Source organism: Paracoccus sulfuroxidans, from assembly GCF_007830335.1.
Classification (GTDB): Bacteria; Pseudomonadota; Alphaproteobacteria; order Rhodobacterales; family Rhodobacteraceae; genus Paracoccus; species Paracoccus sulfuroxidans.
This window is the reverse complement of record NZ_VLKU01000016.1, coordinates 61,391-75,821: the sequence shown is the minus strand read 5'-3', so window position 1 is coordinate 75,821 and position 14,431 is coordinate 61,391. Positions and strand designations below refer to the sequence as shown.

At 59.1% G+C, this 14,431-nt stretch carries 14 protein-coding genes, 1 pseudogene and 1 other annotated feature; of the genes and pseudogenes, 9 read left to right on the top strand and 6 right to left on the bottom strand.

Going from position 1 to position 14,431, the window contains the following annotated elements:
* Positions 1-83: 83 nt before the first annotated feature.
* Together IQ24_RS19225 and IQ24_RS19220 are read right to left on the bottom strand one after the other, a co-directional pair.
* Positions 84-1,502, bottom strand: a complete 1,419-nt coding sequence (locus tag IQ24_RS19225) for a UdgX family uracil-DNA binding protein (RefSeq protein WP_199756654.1) — start codon at positions 1,500-1,502, stop codon at positions 84-86.
* Positions 1,502-2,734 carry a putative DNA modification/repair radical SAM protein gene (locus tag IQ24_RS19220; protein ID WP_199756653.1) on the bottom strand — a complete coding sequence of 411 codons (1,233 nt, stop codon included), beginning with the start codon at positions 2,732-2,734 and terminating at the stop codon, positions 1,502-1,504. Before IQ24_RS19220 ends, IQ24_RS19225 begins: the two co-directional genes overlap by 1 nt.
* A gap of 264 nt (positions 2,735-2,998) precedes the next feature.
* On the opposite strand from IQ24_RS19220, the gene IQ24_RS19215 reads away from it, so the two are divergent.
* The 4 genes from IQ24_RS19215 to IQ24_RS19200 all read left to right on the top strand — a co-directional run bounded on the left by IQ24_RS19215 (position 2,999) and on the right by IQ24_RS19200 (position 6,497).
* Positions 2,999-4,225 carry an NAD(P)/FAD-dependent oxidoreductase gene (locus tag IQ24_RS19215; protein WP_145399992.1) on the top strand — a complete coding sequence of 409 codons (1,227 nt, stop codon included), beginning with the start codon at positions 2,999-3,001 and terminating at the stop codon, positions 4,223-4,225.
* Positions 4,226-4,239: 14 nt separating this feature from the next.
* The gene (locus tag IQ24_RS19210; RefSeq protein WP_158637585.1) at positions 4,240-4,938 is read left to right on the top strand and encodes a DUF421 domain-containing protein; all 699 of its coding nucleotides are present in this window, start codon (positions 4,240-4,242) and stop codon (positions 4,936-4,938) included.
* A 485-nt stretch (positions 4,939-5,423) separates the two neighbouring features.
* The gene (locus tag IQ24_RS19205) at positions 5,424-5,876 is read left to right on the top strand and encodes a TspO/MBR family protein (RefSeq protein ID WP_145399990.1); all 453 of its coding nucleotides are present in this window, start codon (positions 5,424-5,426) and stop codon (positions 5,874-5,876) included.
* A 129-nt stretch (positions 5,877-6,005) separates the two neighbouring features.
* A complete protein-coding gene (locus IQ24_RS19200; RefSeq protein ID WP_145399989.1) occupies positions 6,006-6,497 on the top strand; it encodes a YciE/YciF ferroxidase family protein in 492 nt (163 codons plus the stop codon).
* 110 nt (positions 6,498-6,607) lie between these two features.
* On the opposite strand, the gene IQ24_RS19195 is transcribed toward IQ24_RS19200, so the two are convergent.
* The 3 genes from IQ24_RS19195 to IQ24_RS19185 form a co-directional block, all read right to left on the bottom strand.
* A complete protein-coding gene (locus tag IQ24_RS19195) occupies positions 6,608-7,147 on the bottom strand; it encodes a PRC-barrel domain-containing protein (RefSeq protein ID WP_145399988.1) in 540 nt (179 codons plus the stop codon).
* Between the two features lie 38 nt (positions 7,148-7,185).
* A complete protein-coding gene (locus tag IQ24_RS19190) occupies positions 7,186-7,392 on the bottom strand; it encodes a CsbD family protein (protein WP_145399987.1) in 207 nt (68 codons plus the stop codon).
* Between the two features lie 382 nt (positions 7,393-7,774).
* A protein-coding gene (locus tag IQ24_RS19185; RefSeq protein ID WP_145399986.1) for an IS5 family transposase occupies positions 7,775-8,562 on the bottom strand; the annotation gives its coding sequence in 2 pieces (ribosomal slippage) (positions 7,775-8,223 and positions 8,223-8,562; 789 coding nt in all).
* A gap of 490 nt (positions 8,563-9,052) precedes the next feature.
* Here IQ24_RS19185 and IQ24_RS19180 point away from each other — a divergent pair.
* The 5 genes and pseudogenes from IQ24_RS19180 to IQ24_RS19160 all read left to right on the top strand — a co-directional run bounded on the left by IQ24_RS19180 (position 9,053) and on the right by IQ24_RS19160 (position 12,527).
* Positions 9,053-9,361, top strand: a complete 309-nt coding sequence (locus tag IQ24_RS19180) for a PRC-barrel domain containing protein (RefSeq protein ID WP_145399985.1) — start codon at positions 9,053-9,055, stop codon at positions 9,359-9,361.
* A 23-nt stretch (positions 9,362-9,384) separates the two neighbouring features.
* Complete coding sequence (locus IQ24_RS19175; RefSeq protein WP_145399984.1) at positions 9,385-9,591, top strand: hypothetical protein; 207 nt, start codon at positions 9,385-9,387, stop codon at positions 9,589-9,591.
* A 441-nt stretch (positions 9,592-10,032) separates the two neighbouring features.
* Positions 10,033-10,440: a BLUF domain-containing protein gene (locus tag IQ24_RS19170; RefSeq protein WP_145399983.1), complete on the top strand. Its 408-nt coding sequence runs from the start codon at positions 10,033-10,035 to the stop codon at positions 10,438-10,440.
* A 514-nt stretch (positions 10,441-10,954) separates the two neighbouring features.
* On the top strand, positions 10,955-11,161 hold the full coding sequence (locus IQ24_RS19165; RefSeq protein ID WP_145399982.1) for a cold-shock protein: 207 nt from the start codon (positions 10,955-10,957) through the stop codon (positions 11,159-11,161).
* Between the two features lie 59 nt (positions 11,162-11,220).
* Positions 11,221-12,527, top strand: a pseudogene (locus IQ24_RS19160) (IS3 family transposase).
* Positions 11,489-11,641, top strand: a sequence feature (AL1L pseudoknot). It overlaps the preceding pseudogene by 153 nt.
* A gap of 249 nt (positions 12,528-12,776) precedes the next feature.
* Here the strand turns inward: IQ24_RS19160 and groL are convergent.
* The gene (gene groL, locus IQ24_RS19155; protein WP_145399981.1) at positions 12,777-14,414 is read right to left on the bottom strand and encodes a chaperonin GroEL; all 1,638 of its coding nucleotides are present in this window, start codon (positions 14,412-14,414) and stop codon (positions 12,777-12,779) included.
* Between the last annotated feature and the right edge of the window lie 17 nt (positions 14,415-14,431).

The following is a 14,431-nucleotide window of genomic DNA, read 5'->3' as shown; positions in this document are numbered from 1 at the left end:
ATCCGTGTGGATGGTATATGGATGTCAAGGCGCTCCATTCAAGACTGAACGGTTAAAAAACCGCAGATCATTGCCTGAACAGTTCAGCCGATCAGGGCTGCGGCTGTGGCCAGATCGCCCGCCAGTTCCTGCCTCGCGGATCGCGCATCTGCCGAGGGCAGGCGCAAGATCAGGCTGGGGTGCCAGGAGATCAGCGTAGGCCCGCCGTCTCGCGCTGCCTCGATCTTGCCGCGCCGGGCCGTCAGAGGCGCGGGGTTGCCGGTCAGCGAAAACGCCGCGCTCGCGCCCAGAGCCACGGTCAGCCTCGGGCTGACAAAGCGCCGCTCTAAGTCAAGCCACCAGCGACAGTGTTGGATCTCGCCCCGGTTGGGGTTTTGATGAAGACGCTGCCTGCCGCGCGGGGTGTATTTGAAATGCTTGACGGCATTGGTCAGCCAGGTCTGTTCCGGATCAAGCCCGACCTCGGCTATGATTTCGCGCAGAAGCTGTCCGGCGGGCCCGACGAAGGGGCGGCCCTGCAAATCCTCCTGATCGCCCGGCGCTTCCCCCACGATCATCAAGGGGGCGTCGGGATTGCCTTCGCCCCAGACGGTTTGGGTTGCGGCATGGCACAGGTCGCATCGCGTGCAGGTGGCGGCCTTCTGGCCTGCCTCGGCAAGGGTCGTTGGCTGGGCGGTCGGTTGCGATATCCTGACCCGTGCTGTCACCTTCGCCGCAAACCTCGGCGCCTCGGTCGCGCCAGCCTCGGCCATCGCGCGGACGCGACGGGGGGCCTCAGCCAGCATCTCGGGGATGAGCTGCGTTTCGGGCAGGTTCTTCCAATATTTCAATGGCATCTCAGAGCGCATGGCGTTGATCTTCACGCGCGCCGGATTGAAAATATTGGCGAAATAGGTCTGCCACAGATCATGGCCTGCGTCGGGCGGCAGATCGGGGCGGGGTCCGGGCGGCGAGAGGCTGACGGAGCCGTCGAAATGCGCCGTGCCCTCGGGGGTGGCGATCAGCCAGTCCATATCGGCAAAGCGCTTGGCGAAGAACGGGACCGCGGCTTCCAGGATCGGATGCTCGGGCTCGAACCAGGCGGAGAAAGAGCGGCGCGGGCCCTGCGAGGGCATTTCGTGAAAGCGCAGGAAAGCATGCATCTTGTGGATGTCGCGGCGAACGGATTTCGCCAGAGCGCCAAGGCGGATCATCAGCGGATCGGCGGGATTCTGGCACAAATCGCTCTCTGCCTGCATCCGGACCAGCGCCGAATAGAGCAGCGCCCATCTTTCAGGGTCCGAATGAAAACTGACGATCTTTGCGAGCGTCAAAAAATCCTTGCTGACGCGCAGGGGCTGGTTGCCGGGGGGCGGCATGGGCTGACCCCCGAACAGGTCTGCGGCATCGCCCTTCGTCACCCACAGGATATGCTCGGGCGGAACAGCGGCGGTGGCGAGTTGCCGGGCGCTGGCGCGCCAGGCGTCGAAGCGGTCGAAATGCGGCAGCTCAACCCGGATCATCAGAAAAGCGAAAGCTGTTCCGCAGGCGGGGTGAAACGCGCGCGAAGCCCGGCGCTGTCGGTCAACTGCCCCGGGCGCCAGTCGGGCAGCACGACGAAGGCCCGCGCCTTCGACATCACCGCGCCCATGCGCAGAAGGTCAGCATAGCGCAGGGTCGCGTGGCGGCGCGCGGTAAGAATTCGGCTGACCGTCTTTGTGCCAAAGCCCGGCACGCGCAGAAGCTGTTCCTTGCTGGCACGCGCGACCACAAGCGGGAAGGTGGCGCGATTGGCCAAGGCCCAGGCGAGCTTTGGATCGATATCCAGATCGAGGTTGCCGTCGGGACGCGCGCCGCCGATCTCTTCCGCCTCGAAGCCGTAAAACCGCATGAGCCAGTCGGCCTGATACAGCCTGTGCTCGCGCACCAGAGGCGGCTTGACCAGCGGCAGGGCATGCGAGGCGTCGGGTATAGGGCTGAAGGCCGAATAATAGACCCGCTTCAGATCGTAGCCGGAATAGAGGTTCGCAGAGGTGCGCAGAATCTCACGGTCGCTGGTGTCGTCGGCGCCCACGATCATCTGCGTCGATTGCCCCGCCGGGACAAAACGCGGTGGGCGCTTGCCGGTGAAGCTGCGATCCGTCGCGGCCTCACGCTCCAGCCGGACGCCTGCCATGGTGGCGCGAATGGTCTCGGGGCGCTTTTCGGGGGCGAGTGTACGCAGGCTGCGATCCTGCGGCAGCTCGACATTCACCGAAAGCCGGTCGGCCAGAAGCCCGGCCTCGGCCACCAGTTCGGGCGCGGCGTCGGGGATGGTTTTCAGGTGGATATAGCCTTTGAAGTCATGATCGATGCGCAGCATCCGTGCGATGCGGACCATGTCCTGCATCGTCTGATCGGGGCTGCGAATGATCCCCGAGGACAGGAAAAGCCCCTCGATCATGTTCCGGCGATAGAATTCCAGCGTCAGCGTGACCACTTCTTCCGGGGAAAAGCGCGCCCGCTCGACATTGCTGCTGACGCGGTTCACGCAATAGGCGCAGTCATAGATGCAGAAGTTGGTCATCAGGATCTTCAGCAGGCTGATGCAGCGCCCGTCGGGGGCATAGGCGTGGCAGATGCCTGTGCCTCCGGCCGAGCCGATGCCGCCCTGCGACGAGTCGCGACGCGTGGTCCCGCTTGAGGCGCAGGAGGCGTCATATTTCGCCGCATCGGACAGGATCGCGAGTTTGCGCTGAAGGGTTATCTGGGCCATGCCTCATTTTATGTTCCCTATTTGTTCGCGTCAATATCCGTCAAAATCCCGTTTATGCGTTCATGGGGTTCAATCGCGGGGACTTCCGGAACTCTCGCAATGCGAATTTGTTGGCCCTGCATAGCGGCGCGGGCGTCGCGTTGCATTCCACCCACCGCAAGGAGGACTACAAATCGAAAAAGCGCTCCTGCCGTTGAATTGGTGAAGGTACCGAACTGTCCGGTACCCGTGAGTCGTCTCTATAACTGAAAGAGCACGCGATTGATGAGCAGCAAAGCTGATACCCGCGAGGATGACCTGAGAGTCGGAACGCCCCTCTGGGTCCGAACGCCGCATTCCACGGTCGTCTCACAAAAGCGGCTTGGGAGCAGGCATGCGGATGTGGTGATCGTCGGCGCCGGGATCAGCGGCGCCTTGATGGCCGAAGCGCTGACGGAGCAGGGGCGCAAGGTGCTGATCCTCGATCGCCGTCCACCGGCGCGCGGCTCGACGGCGGCCTCGACGGCGATGATCCAGCATGAAATCGACGTGCCTCTCACCCGACTACAAAAGCAGATCGGCGCGCGCGCAGCCAATGCCGCCTGGCGCAGGTCGGTGCGTGCGGTTGACGATCTGACCAAGATGACGAAACGGTTGGGCATCGAATGCTCGATGCAGGAAAAGCCTGCGCTTTATATCGCGGGTAATTTGATGGGCGCGCGGGCCTTGAGGACCGAGGCGGAGGCGCGCCGGAAGATCGGGATCGAAGCGGAGTATCTTGATCGCTCCGAGCTGGTCGCGCGCTACAGCATCGACCGATCCGCTGCCATCCTGTCGCCCGCATCTGCCTCGGCCAATCCCGCGCAGCTGACGGCGGGGCTTCTGAAGGTGGTGCTTAGTCGCAAGGCGCAGTTGATCTCGCCGGTGCAGATCATCGATATGGCCGAGCTTCCGGGAGGTATCGCACTGTCTACCTCGGACGGGCAGATCATCACCGCGGATCATGCCGTTTTCTGCACCGGCTATGAATATCTGCAGCAGATGAAAACGGCCGCCCATCACGTCACATCGACATGGGCACTGGCCTCGCGTCCGATGCGGGATTTGCCGGAATGGATGACGTCGACCATCGGATGGGAGGCGGCAGACCCCTATCTGTATTTCAGGACCGATCCCTCGGGGCGCATCATCGCAGGCGGCGAAGATGAGGATGCTGCCCACACCAACAGCGATACAGGCAAGCTGGCGCGAAAGGCGACACGGATCGCCGAAAAACTTCACGCGCTGACCGGCATCCGCATTGGCAAGCCCGCCTATACCTGGGCCGCACCCTTCAGCGTCACGCGCGACGGACTGCCCATGTTTGACAATGTTCCGGGATATGAACGGATCTTCACGCTGATGGGGTTCGGCGGCAACGGCATCACCTTCTCGGTCATCGGGGCGCAGATCATCGCGGCCCGCATCGCCGGTGAAACCGATCCCGATCAGCACGTGTTTCGTTTTCGCTAGGAAGGGGGACGCGCGTGGAGAACGTCATTCCATTTGAAGTGGGGCGCATTTGGTTTGACGGTGCGCCTTGGCTATTTCTGCTCGAGATCATTTTTCGAAGCACGCTTGCCTACCTATATTGCTTCCTTCTGATCCGCGTCTTGAACGGCCGAGCGGTCGCCCAGATGTCGATGACCGATATGGTGCTGGTCATCGCGCTTGGCTCGGCCGTGGGCGATCTGACTTTCTATGAGGATGTGCCGATCATTCACGCGTTGGCGGCGATGACGGTGATCATTCTGGTCACGAAATTCGCCGACAGGGCGATCCACAATCAGGATTTCCTGAAGAGCGCGCTGTCCAACTCTCCGATCCTGCTGGTCCGCGATGGGGTGATCGACATGGCGGGTGCCTCGCGCCGCGATCTGAACACGCTTGAGGTGATGGAACTGCTGCGCCTCGACGGTGTCCGGAACCTTGGCGAGGTGGAATGGGCGTTCATGGAGGCAGGTGGCCAAGTCTCGGTCTTCCGGTTCGACAAGCCGCGCCCGGGGCTGGCAATCGTGCCACCGCTGGATCTTCTGCCGATACCGCCAAACGTGCCGTCACCGGAATCGGGAGAGACGGCAAGTTGTCATTGCTGCGGACTGACAATGGCCGCGCCGCCTGAACCCGGCAGGTCTTGCCCCAATTGCGGCCGCTCGCGTTGGGTGGTGGCGGCGCCTGCGGTGTAATCGATGGGGCAAATAGACGATCCCTCTGTCTGGTTCCGATAGACCAATCATGGCACACAAATGCCGTCGGGGGGGGCGGTTACATCATCAACGCCGATTGAACAGCTCAAAACATTTTCTATCCGCTGCAACTGCGCAACCCTCCTGCCAGATGGCAGGCGTGGCACAGCACCATGCGCCTGCATAAACATTCTTCGCCGCGCTTGGCCGGTGGCTCATTGTCCTGACCTTTGGCGGGGGCGCATCGGCCGCTGCGGGTGTCGGTTGGCGCTTCTGGGCCAAGAAGCGCGGCGGGGTCACATGATCTAGGCCTGCGTCACCTGCTATTCGGCAGGTCACCACTTGCTTCTCCATGACCAGCGTTTCCCACGGAAGAGATCTCGGAATGATCCATTGGTCGACGCTATGTGACCTCCTCACTGGACCTTTCTGGTCAGTGCAGTAGTTGAGTCCAGAATTGGTACTTCATCAATAAGGAAGCGTTCATGTCAGGCGTGAAATCTCTGGCGTTTTTTGTCGCGGCTGTCGTCGGAATCGGTCTGGCCATTGGGTATCTCAATGTGCCCGGGGCCTGGTATGCGACCCTGAACAAGCCATGGTTTAATCCGCCGAATTGGCTGTTTGCGCCAGTCTGGACCGCGCTCTATGTGCTGATCGCGATCGCGGGATGGCGCGCTTGGTGTGTGACACAGAACTCCGACTTGAAGGTGCTGTGGACATTGCAGATGGCCCTGAATTTTCTGTGGTCTCCGGCATTCTTCGGTGCTCAGCGTCCCCTGCTGGGGCTGTTGGTCATCCTGCCTCTGCTTGCAACAATAGCGCTGTTCATTTGGCGAGCTCGGAAAGCAGATCCGGTATCCGCAGCAATGTTCCTGCCATATGCCGCTTGGGTCGCATTTGCTTCTCTGCTCAACGCGGCAATCGTTACGCTTAACTAACCGCACTCGCCCGAAAGGTTGTCCATCTTGAGGCGCTGCTTCGCATGCTTGGCCTTGGAACTTCCATCCTCGCGGGCACGTTGAGGGCGTGCCTGGACTGAGGGACACCAAAACAGGAAGGACTCCCAAATGAAGACTCTTAGCGACGCATTCGAGCATACGCTCCAAGACATCTATTGGGCCGAAAATGCCTTGACCAAAGCGCTGCCCAAGGTTTCTAAGTCGGTCAACAATGCCGAACTCAAGGTGGCTATCGATGACCACCTCAAAGAGACGAAGGGGCATGTGAAGACCCTGGAAGCAGTGTTTAAATCCCTCGGCCAAGAGCCGCGGGGGGAGAAATGTGATGCGATGGAGGGCCTCCTGAAAGAGGCGGACGGGATCATCGAAGAGGCATCGGGGCACGCTTTGGACGTAGCACTCATTGGTGCCGCTCAGGCAGTCGAACATTACGAGATTGCTCGCTATGGAACGTTGCGCGAGTGGGCAAAAACACTTGGGCATGAAGAAGCACACAGCTTGCTTTCGTCGATCCTCGACGAAGAGAAGGCTGCAAATTCGAAGCTGACAGCAGTGGCTGTTATGGCTGTGAATGATGGCGGCAAGACCAAGAAAAAATAAGTCGCTGATCGCATAGAAGCGCCCGGGTCAGCAAATTCGCCCGGGCGCAAACTCATCTATCGTAGTGACATCGAGCGGGGCGCGGCCGGACGGCCGCGCCATTTCGCTTTTTACTGATTGGGAGCCTCATATTTTGGCAGGGCCTTCAGCTCATCTTTTGTCATAGAAACATACGCGCGAATGTCGTTGTCGGCATTCTTGTAGATAGCGACCTGGTCTGGCCCTAGGGAAATGCGGTGTTCACCCATTCCCAGGAAGCCACCTACATCCGTGACAATGCCGGTGACCTTGTCATCGCTGCCAATCACGAGATCGGCTATCTCTGCGATCTTAGCATCGGTCTGATCATAGATATCTACGCCTTTAAGTTGATCAGCAGTGACCGACGTCAGTTCGGTCATCGTGTATCCTTCTGGTACCACAATCGCGACGTCTGCAGCGCCATCAGCGGCAGCTGCGGGCGTTGTCGTTGTGGGCACGTCCCCAGACGTCGTAGGAACTTCGGCTGCAGGATCCGGCTTCACTTCAGCCTGCGCTGCGTCGACCTCGGTGGCTGGGTTTACAGCCTGAGCGTCACCAGTATTTTGTGCAAATGCTGGACCAGCCAGCAGTGCAGTGGTCATCAGAGCAGAAAGAACGCTGATTTTCATGAGATTCCTCCAATTTGCAGACGCGAAGGGACGGGGTGTCACACCCGATCTTTGTCGACGAAGAAACGATTGATTTCGTCTTCCGCCTGTTCCTTGGTCCAGCCATATTTTTCCTGCAGTTTGCCAGAAAGCTTGTCCTGTTGGCCGGAAATTTGAGTGAGTTCGTCATCAGTGAGATCATCCCACTTTTCTTTGACGCTCCCTTTCAGCTGGTCCCACTTGCCTTGAATGATATCCCAGTTCATGGGCTTCCTCCTTGGTTTTGTGATTGCTGTGTACGGGGCCCAAACATGCCGACGATGGATTTGGTTCCGGTTAAATCATAGTCACGTGACCTCTCCAGTGCTCCGTTCTGCCTCCGGTAGAGTGCATGGGCTATGGGCTCTGTTGAAAACGAAATCGCTGTAGTCGAATTGCGGAACGCGCCTATTGCGAGATAGATTGTCCTTTGCAGCTAGGTTATCCTCCCCTTTGAAAGGGTTAACTGAAATTTGGCCCAATCCCTGGAAAACTTGTGTGGTTCGAACGTCCGTCTGGTGGGGAGTTCAAGGCTGTCAGAGCTCTTCGTCGGCAAGATTTCGCCGCTCCATCGGCGGAGATTCGGTTTCTGTTCTGAGTGGTGCTAGGTCATGTTGACAAATGTCGGAACCAGAGACGGATTGACGTGATGTCAATGAAGCCGAGGAAGCTTTCTGCCGTCTTGTCGTAGCGGGTCGCGACACGCCTAGCGTTTTTGAGCTTGTTGAAGCAGCGTTCGACCAGATTCCGCAGGCGATACAGCGAGCGATCGACGCCAATCCGTTTCTTGCGGGACCTGCGCATCGGTATCACGGGCAGGACGTTGCGCGCCTCCATGCCCTCTCTGATCTTGTCTGCATCATAGCCGCGATCCGCGAGTAGCACGCTTGGGCGGGGCAGATTGCCCGCCATCACCAGGTCGAAGCCGAGATAATCCGACGTCTGGCCGGGCGTGATCTCTGTCCTCATGGGGAGCCCGTGTGCGTTGACGAGAAGGTGGATCTTGGTCGTAAAGCCACCTCGAGAACGGCCGAAACCCTGTCGTGGAGTCCCCCTTTAGCGCCCGCTGCCTGATGGTGGGCGCGGATCACGGTGCTATCGATCATCTGCAGGGCGCTTGGCACAGCTCCGCTCTGGTTCAGGGCATCCATGATGTCCGCCCAGAGGCCCGCCAGTGTCCAGCGCCGGAATTGTCGGTAAACGCTCGACCATTTGCCGAACTCGCTAGGTAGGTCCCGCCATGGCGCGCCGGTTCGGGCAATCCAAAAAATCCCATCAAGGGCGAGGCGGTGGTTGGTAGCTTTGCGTCCGTTCGGCGCGCGGACGGCGAGGATGAAGCGCTCAAAGAACGCCCATTCCTCGTCCGACATAAGGGATCGTGCCAAGCTGGTCTCCATCGCAGATGCCAGCTTGAATCATGCCCCGAGGCCGAGCGAAATCCCTTTTGTCAACACGACCTAGCGTCATCCCATCGGTGAAAGGAGGAAGAGATGGGGCAAAAGTTCGTACCCGAGCTTCATGATCCAAACTACCGGAGCACTGAGGGACAGAAGACTGAGGCGCTCACAGAAGATGAGGCCGAGCGGATCTTCGATGCAATGATTGCAGAGCTTGACGCTGAACACTGCGACGAACAACGATCTAATTAGGGCTGGGAATCGCTCCGACTAGGCAGAGCAGCCCGCCAGCGTGTGCATGCGCTGAGCGCGCGTGGATTCTAGTCCCGTGACTAGATGGTGCGTAGCCTTCCTTTAAAGGACGCGGGCAATCACCTTACATGATAATTCCCATTTTGGAAGCGCGATAGGGGAGTCACGGGACCGTTACGGAACATCTACGCCCTACAGTTGTTGAGGCTATGTGTGGTATCGAGAAAGGAGAACGAGAATGGATCATACCAATCATGTCCGCCTGAACGATAGTGAATTTACGGAGGCTGTTCTGAATGGTGCTCCTATATACGGGCCTGATGACGACCAAGTAGGCATGATTTCTGAAGTCTATGGAAATGGTGCTGACACTACAGTGGTGGTCGATGTCGGCGGCTTTTTGGGCCTGGGGGCAAAGCCGGTTGAGATGAGGGTAAAAGACCTCGACCTTATGCGCGGTGAGGATGGAGTAGTGCACGGACATACACGCTGGACCAAAGATCAACTCAAGGATCTTCCCGAGTATACTCCTCGCAATATCCCCTGAAAGCATTTGAAGGAAGATCTCTCATGAGCGGCAAGTTTGACCCGAGAGAGGAAAATGAAAAGCATAACCTTGCGCAGGACGCGCAGCGGGACAAAATGGCCAATGCTGACCCTGTTTTGAACCCAAAGCAGATGAAGCGTTCCAATGAGCCAAATGCTGGTGGTCAGAACAGAGAAGCCGGTGATCGCAAAGCTCGCCAGAATGATCGCGCCACCAACGGAGGCGAGTAGCATGTCGCGTAGAGCTGCCTAAGTTCAGTGAACGAGCATTCCGTCCTCGGTTCGCATCGGGGACGGCTTTGTCGGTTCGGCTTGGTTGTTGCCAGAATCGTCCAGACAGTATTAATTTGCCGGGATGCGAACCCCTAGACACCTTGGCAATTACACTGACTGCGACCTTGACCTACAAGAGGCGCTGGAGGACGGGTTTATCGCGCTGATCGCGGCGGCCGAGAAAGCAGGCTGGCTGCCATTGGGAGCCTATCAGGCCATCATATCGCTGGCAGAAGCCCACGCCTGCGCGGATCTGAGTGATGAGGCAACCGCTGATCTCATTGATCGCTTGAAGCGCCAAGGATAGCGCACCGGCCGCTTATCGTCGCCGATCAGGAGCAGCGTGCCCTGGAAAGGAATCATTGTGCCTGCCTGCGACCTCGATAGTGTCGCCGTCACATGGGCGAACTATTTTCTCTTCTTTATCGCAGCAAATGCATCTTGCCAGCACTCAGCTCGGCAGAGCTTGCAATGCTGGAAGTCGCAAGGACACGAAATCAGTTCGAGTACATCACAGGCATTCTGCATCGGGAGTCTGGCGCCTATTTTCAATGGCTGGAGGGGCCACGTTCAGGCGTTGAAGCGGTTTACGCGTCTATCCAAGCCGACAGCCGCCACACCAACGTTGAATGTCTGAGCAGCGAGCCTGCCACGCACCGCCGTTTTTCCGACTGGTCAATGGCATATTCGAACTTCGACGATGAATCTCTTTTTGACTGGGCAGCAGCAACAGGCATGTCCCTCTTGCTCCCAAATCCGCAGGAGATCCTCGGGTTTCTGGAACACCGAGCCAGCCTATTGGCATAGCGCACTTTGAGCTAATGAGATGAACTGCCTTCCCACCAACCCGCTGCTATCAATGCGGGCAGAGGTGGAGAGAGGAGCGTCTGATGCACATCAAGGTTTTGGGAGTTGATCTGGGCAAGACCGTTTGCAGTCTTGCCGGGATGGATGAAGCGGAAGCGGTTGCGTTCCGCAAACGGCTCCAGCGGCATCGGCTGTTGGACTTTCTTGCTACGCTTCCGCCCTGCGTGGTTGCGAGAAGCCTGCGGCGGGGGCGACCTGCCTCCCTCGAGACCCACGCTATGCTAGCTTACCTCCATTGAAAAGTTCCCCCTATCATACTGGCAGGAAACACCTTCCGGGGCGATTGCCGCAATCCTTTTGCGGGCATTTCATGACCAGCCTCGCCGAAACCTTTGCCCAGACATATAAATCTGCCCCCGGCGAGAGCCGCGTGCGGGAGCTACAAAGTGGCTAGCTGCCAAGTTCAAGGTATGCCAATAATCAGTCTCTTTCTGACCAATAAGGGATTTTTCGCATGCCTACTGGTACTGTTAAATGGTTCAACCAGACCAAGGGATATGGCTTCATCGCGCCGGATGACGGCGGCAATGACGTGTTCGTTCACATCACCGCCTTGGAGCGGGCCGGTTTGCGCGAGCTAGCCGAGGGCCAAAAACTGTCTTACCAGCTAGAGACAGGCCGCAATGGAAAGACCGGCGCTGTAGACCTCAAAGCCGTCTAGGACCGATGAGCGGTTCTGAACCGCGCCGAGTTTGCCGGAAGCTCCAACTCCTGAGTAGGATGGAGCATCATGATCAAGACGACGAACAATTTTCCCCCGAAATGCGCGAAGGTGCGGTGCGCTTGGTCCTCGACAATAAGGGTCAGCATGGATCGCGCTGGCAGGCAGTCAGTCGATCGCGACGAAGATTGGCTGTGCGCCCCAGACGCTGAACGATTGGGTCAAAAAGGCCGAGGTTGACAGCGGCCGGCGCGGCGGCGTCTCGACCGACATGGCGGAGAAGTTGAAGGCGCTGGAGCGGGAGAACCGGGAACTGCGCCAGGCGAGCGCATATTTTGCGATGATCGAAGGCAATGCGGCACTGCTTCAAGCATTGCCGAAGATGCTCGACCGCCGGTCGAAGTGATGGTCGGGTTCATCGACGGTCGGCGAGGGGAGCACGGGGTCGAGCCGATTTGCAGGGTTCTGCCGATGGCCCCGTCCACCTACTACGATCAACTGGTGAAGCGTGCCGATCCAGCCCGGTTGTCGGATCGCCCCCGGCGCGACGCAGTCCTGCAGCCAGAGATCGAGCGCGTGTTCGAGGAGAACTGGAGGGTCTACGGCGTGCGCAAGGTCTGGCGTCAGCTGGATCGGGAAGGCTTCGATGTCGCCGTTCGCAGTCTCTCTCGAACCGGTGGCGTTCACCTGCTCACCACCGTCGCCAGGCTGATGAAGGATATGGGTATTCAGGCATTTTGCGCGGCAAGCCGCACAGAACGACGGTGCCGGATAAAAAGGCTCCATGCCCTTTGGACAAGGTGAACCGGCAGTTCAGGGTTCCAGCGCCGAACATGCTCTGGGTTAGAGATTTCGCTTCGCGGACCTTCGGTTCACCTACGTCACCACCTGGAGAGGCTTCGTGTATGTGGCTTTTGTCATCGACGCCTACGCACGCCGGATCGTCGGCTGGCGGGCGAGCCAGACAGCTCACGCAGGCTTTGTGCTCAATACTCTTGAACAGGCTGTCCATGATCGCCGCCCGGTGAAGGGCGCGGGGCGCGACCACTATTCCGACCGCGGGTCGCACTACCTGTCCATTCGCTACACCGTGCGGCTGGGCGAGGCCGGCATCGAGCCATCCGTGGGCAGCGTCGGAGACAGCTACGACAACGCGTTGGCCGAGACGATCAACGGCCTCTTCAAGGCGGAGGTCATCCATTGGCGCGGGCCGTGGCGCAACTTCGAGGCCGTCGAATATGCCACCCTCGAATGGGTCGACTGGTTCAACAACCGCCGCTTGCTCGAGCCGATTGGGAACATCCCTCCGGCGGAAGCAGAGGCTAACTTTTACGCCGCTCTGGAAACTGAAGACATGGCCGAGTAACTAACACAAATCAGCCTCCGGCAAACTCGGCGCGGTTCAAGGTGATGGTCAGCTAGATCATGTGACAATGGTGCCTTACTTCATCACTCGTGACCTGCCCGATACCTTCCACAGAAGATGTGCCGCCGCCGACCAGTGCTCCTTTGGGGCTATCGTGCTCTTCACAGGTCACGTCTCGACGGAAATCAACACCATATGAAAAAGGGCGCCCCGAGGGACGCCCTTTGTCTGTCTTGCGACAGCGGATGATTACATCATGCCGCCCATGCCGCCCATGTCGGGCATGCCACCAGCCGCAGCTTTCGGCTCGGGCTTTTCGGCGATCATCGCTTCGGTGGTGATCAGCAGGCCAGCAACCGAGGCCGCGTTTTCCAGCGCGGTACGGGTCACTTTGGCCGGGTCGATCACGCCGAACTTGAACATGTCGCCGAACTCTTCGGTCTGGGCGTTGAAGCCGAACGAGGTCGAGTCCGACTCGCGGATCTTGCCCGCAACGACAGCGCCGTCGACGCCCGAGTTTTCCGAGATCTGGCGCAGCGGAGCTTCCAGAGCGCGGCGGATGATCGAGATCCCGACGTCCTGATCGGCGTTCGCGCCTTTCAGACCGTCCAGAACCTTCGTCGCCTGAACCAGAGCAACACCACCGCCGACGACGATGCCTTCTTGAACGGCCGCACGGGTCGCGTTCAGCGCGTCATCAACGCGGTCTTTGCGCTCTTTGACTTCGACTTCGGTCATGCCGCCGACGCGGATGACGGCAACGCCACCGGCCAGTTTGGCAACGCGTTCCTGCAGCTTCTCTTTGTCGTAATCCGAGGTGGTTTCCTCGATCTGCTGACGGATCTGCGACACGCGGGCTTCGATCTCGGCCTTCTCACCGGCGCCATCAACGATGGTGGTGTTGTCCTTGTTGATCGAAACTTTCTTGGCGCGGCCCAGCATGTCGACGGTGACATTCTCAAGCTTCATGCCGAGGTCTTCCGAGATCACCTGGCCGCCGGTCAGGATCGCGATGTCCTGCAGCATGGCCTTGCGGCGATCGCCGAAGCCCGGAGCCTTGACGGCAGCGATCTTCAGACCGCCACGCAGCTTGTTGACGACCAGCGTGGCCAGAGCCTCGCCTTCGACGTCTTCAGCGATGATCAGCAGCGGCTTGCCCGACTGGATGACCGATTCCAGCAGCGGAACCATCGGCTGCAGCGACGAGAGTTTTTTCTCGTGCAGCAGGATCAGCGCGTCTTCCAGATCGGCGACCATTTTCTCGGGGTTGGTCACGAAATAGGGCGACAGGTAGCCGCGGTCGAACTGCATGCCTTCGACGACTTCGACTTCGGTGTCCATGCCCTTGTTTTCTTCGACGGTGATGACACCTTCGTTGCCGACGCGCTGCATGGCTTCAGCGATCTGCTTGCCGATCGACTCTTCGCCGTTGGCCGAGATGGTGCCGACCTGCGCGACTTCGGCGCTGTCGTTCACGGGACGCGAAGCAGCTTTGATGGCTTCAACGATCTTGGCGGTTGCCTGATCGATGCCGCGCTTCAGGTCCATCGGGTTCAGACCGGCTGCAACCGACTTCAGACCTTCTTTGATGATGGCCTGAGCCAGCACGGTCGCGGTGGTGGTGCCGTCGCCAGCTTCGTCATTGGTGCGGGCTGCGACTTCTTTCACGAGCTGGGCGCCCATGTTTTCGAACTTGTCCGAAAGCTCGATTTCCTTGGCAACGGTCACACCGTCCTTCGTGATGCGCGGCGCGCCGAAGGATTTGTCGATCACGACGTTGCGGCCTTTCGGGCCAAGCGTGACTTTGACAGCATCGGCGAGCGTGTTGACGCCCTTCAGCATGCGGTCGCGAGCGTCGGTGTTGAACTGAACGTCTTTTGCAGACATCGAGATATCCTCCTAAA

Excerpts from the sequence above, each read along its gene's own strand:
- IQ24_RS19200 (WP_145399989.1), top strand. The coding sequence starts at position 6,006 with ATGAAGACTCTTAGCGACGCATTCGAGCATACGCTCCAAGACATCTAT.
- IQ24_RS19170 (WP_145399983.1), top strand. The coding sequence starts at position 10,033 with ATGGGCGAACTATTTTCTCTTCTTTATCGCAGCAAATGCATCTTGCCA.
- IQ24_RS19215 (WP_145399992.1), top strand. The coding sequence starts at position 2,999 with ATGAGCAGCAAAGCTGATACCCGCGAGGATGACCTGAGAGTCGGAACG.
- IQ24_RS19205 (WP_145399990.1), top strand. The coding sequence starts at position 5,424 with ATGTCAGGCGTGAAATCTCTGGCGTTTTTTGTCGCGGCTGTCGTCGGA.
- IQ24_RS19220 (WP_199756653.1), bottom strand. The coding sequence starts at position 2,734 with ATGGCCCAGATAACCCTTCAGCGCAAACTCGCGATCCTGTCCGATGCG.
- IQ24_RS19175 (WP_145399984.1), top strand. The coding sequence starts at position 9,385 with ATGAGCGGCAAGTTTGACCCGAGAGAGGAAAATGAAAAGCATAACCTT.
- groL (WP_145399981.1), bottom strand. The coding sequence starts at position 14,414 with ATGTCTGCAAAAGACGTTCAGTTCAACACCGACGCTCGCGACCGCATG.
- IQ24_RS19180 (WP_145399985.1), top strand. The coding sequence starts at position 9,053 with ATGGATCATACCAATCATGTCCGCCTGAACGATAGTGAATTTACGGAG.
- IQ24_RS19165 (WP_145399982.1), top strand. The coding sequence starts at position 10,955 with ATGCCTACTGGTACTGTTAAATGGTTCAACCAGACCAAGGGATATGGC.
- IQ24_RS19195 (WP_145399988.1), bottom strand. The coding sequence starts at position 7,147 with ATGAAAATCAGCGTTCTTTCTGCTCTGATGACCACTGCACTGCTGGCT.
- IQ24_RS19190 (WP_145399987.1), bottom strand. The coding sequence starts at position 7,392 with ATGAACTGGGATATCATTCAAGGCAAGTGGGACCAGCTGAAAGGGAGC.
- IQ24_RS19225 (WP_199756654.1), bottom strand. The coding sequence starts at position 1,502 with ATGATCCGGGTTGAGCTGCCGCATTTCGACCGCTTCGACGCCTGGCGC.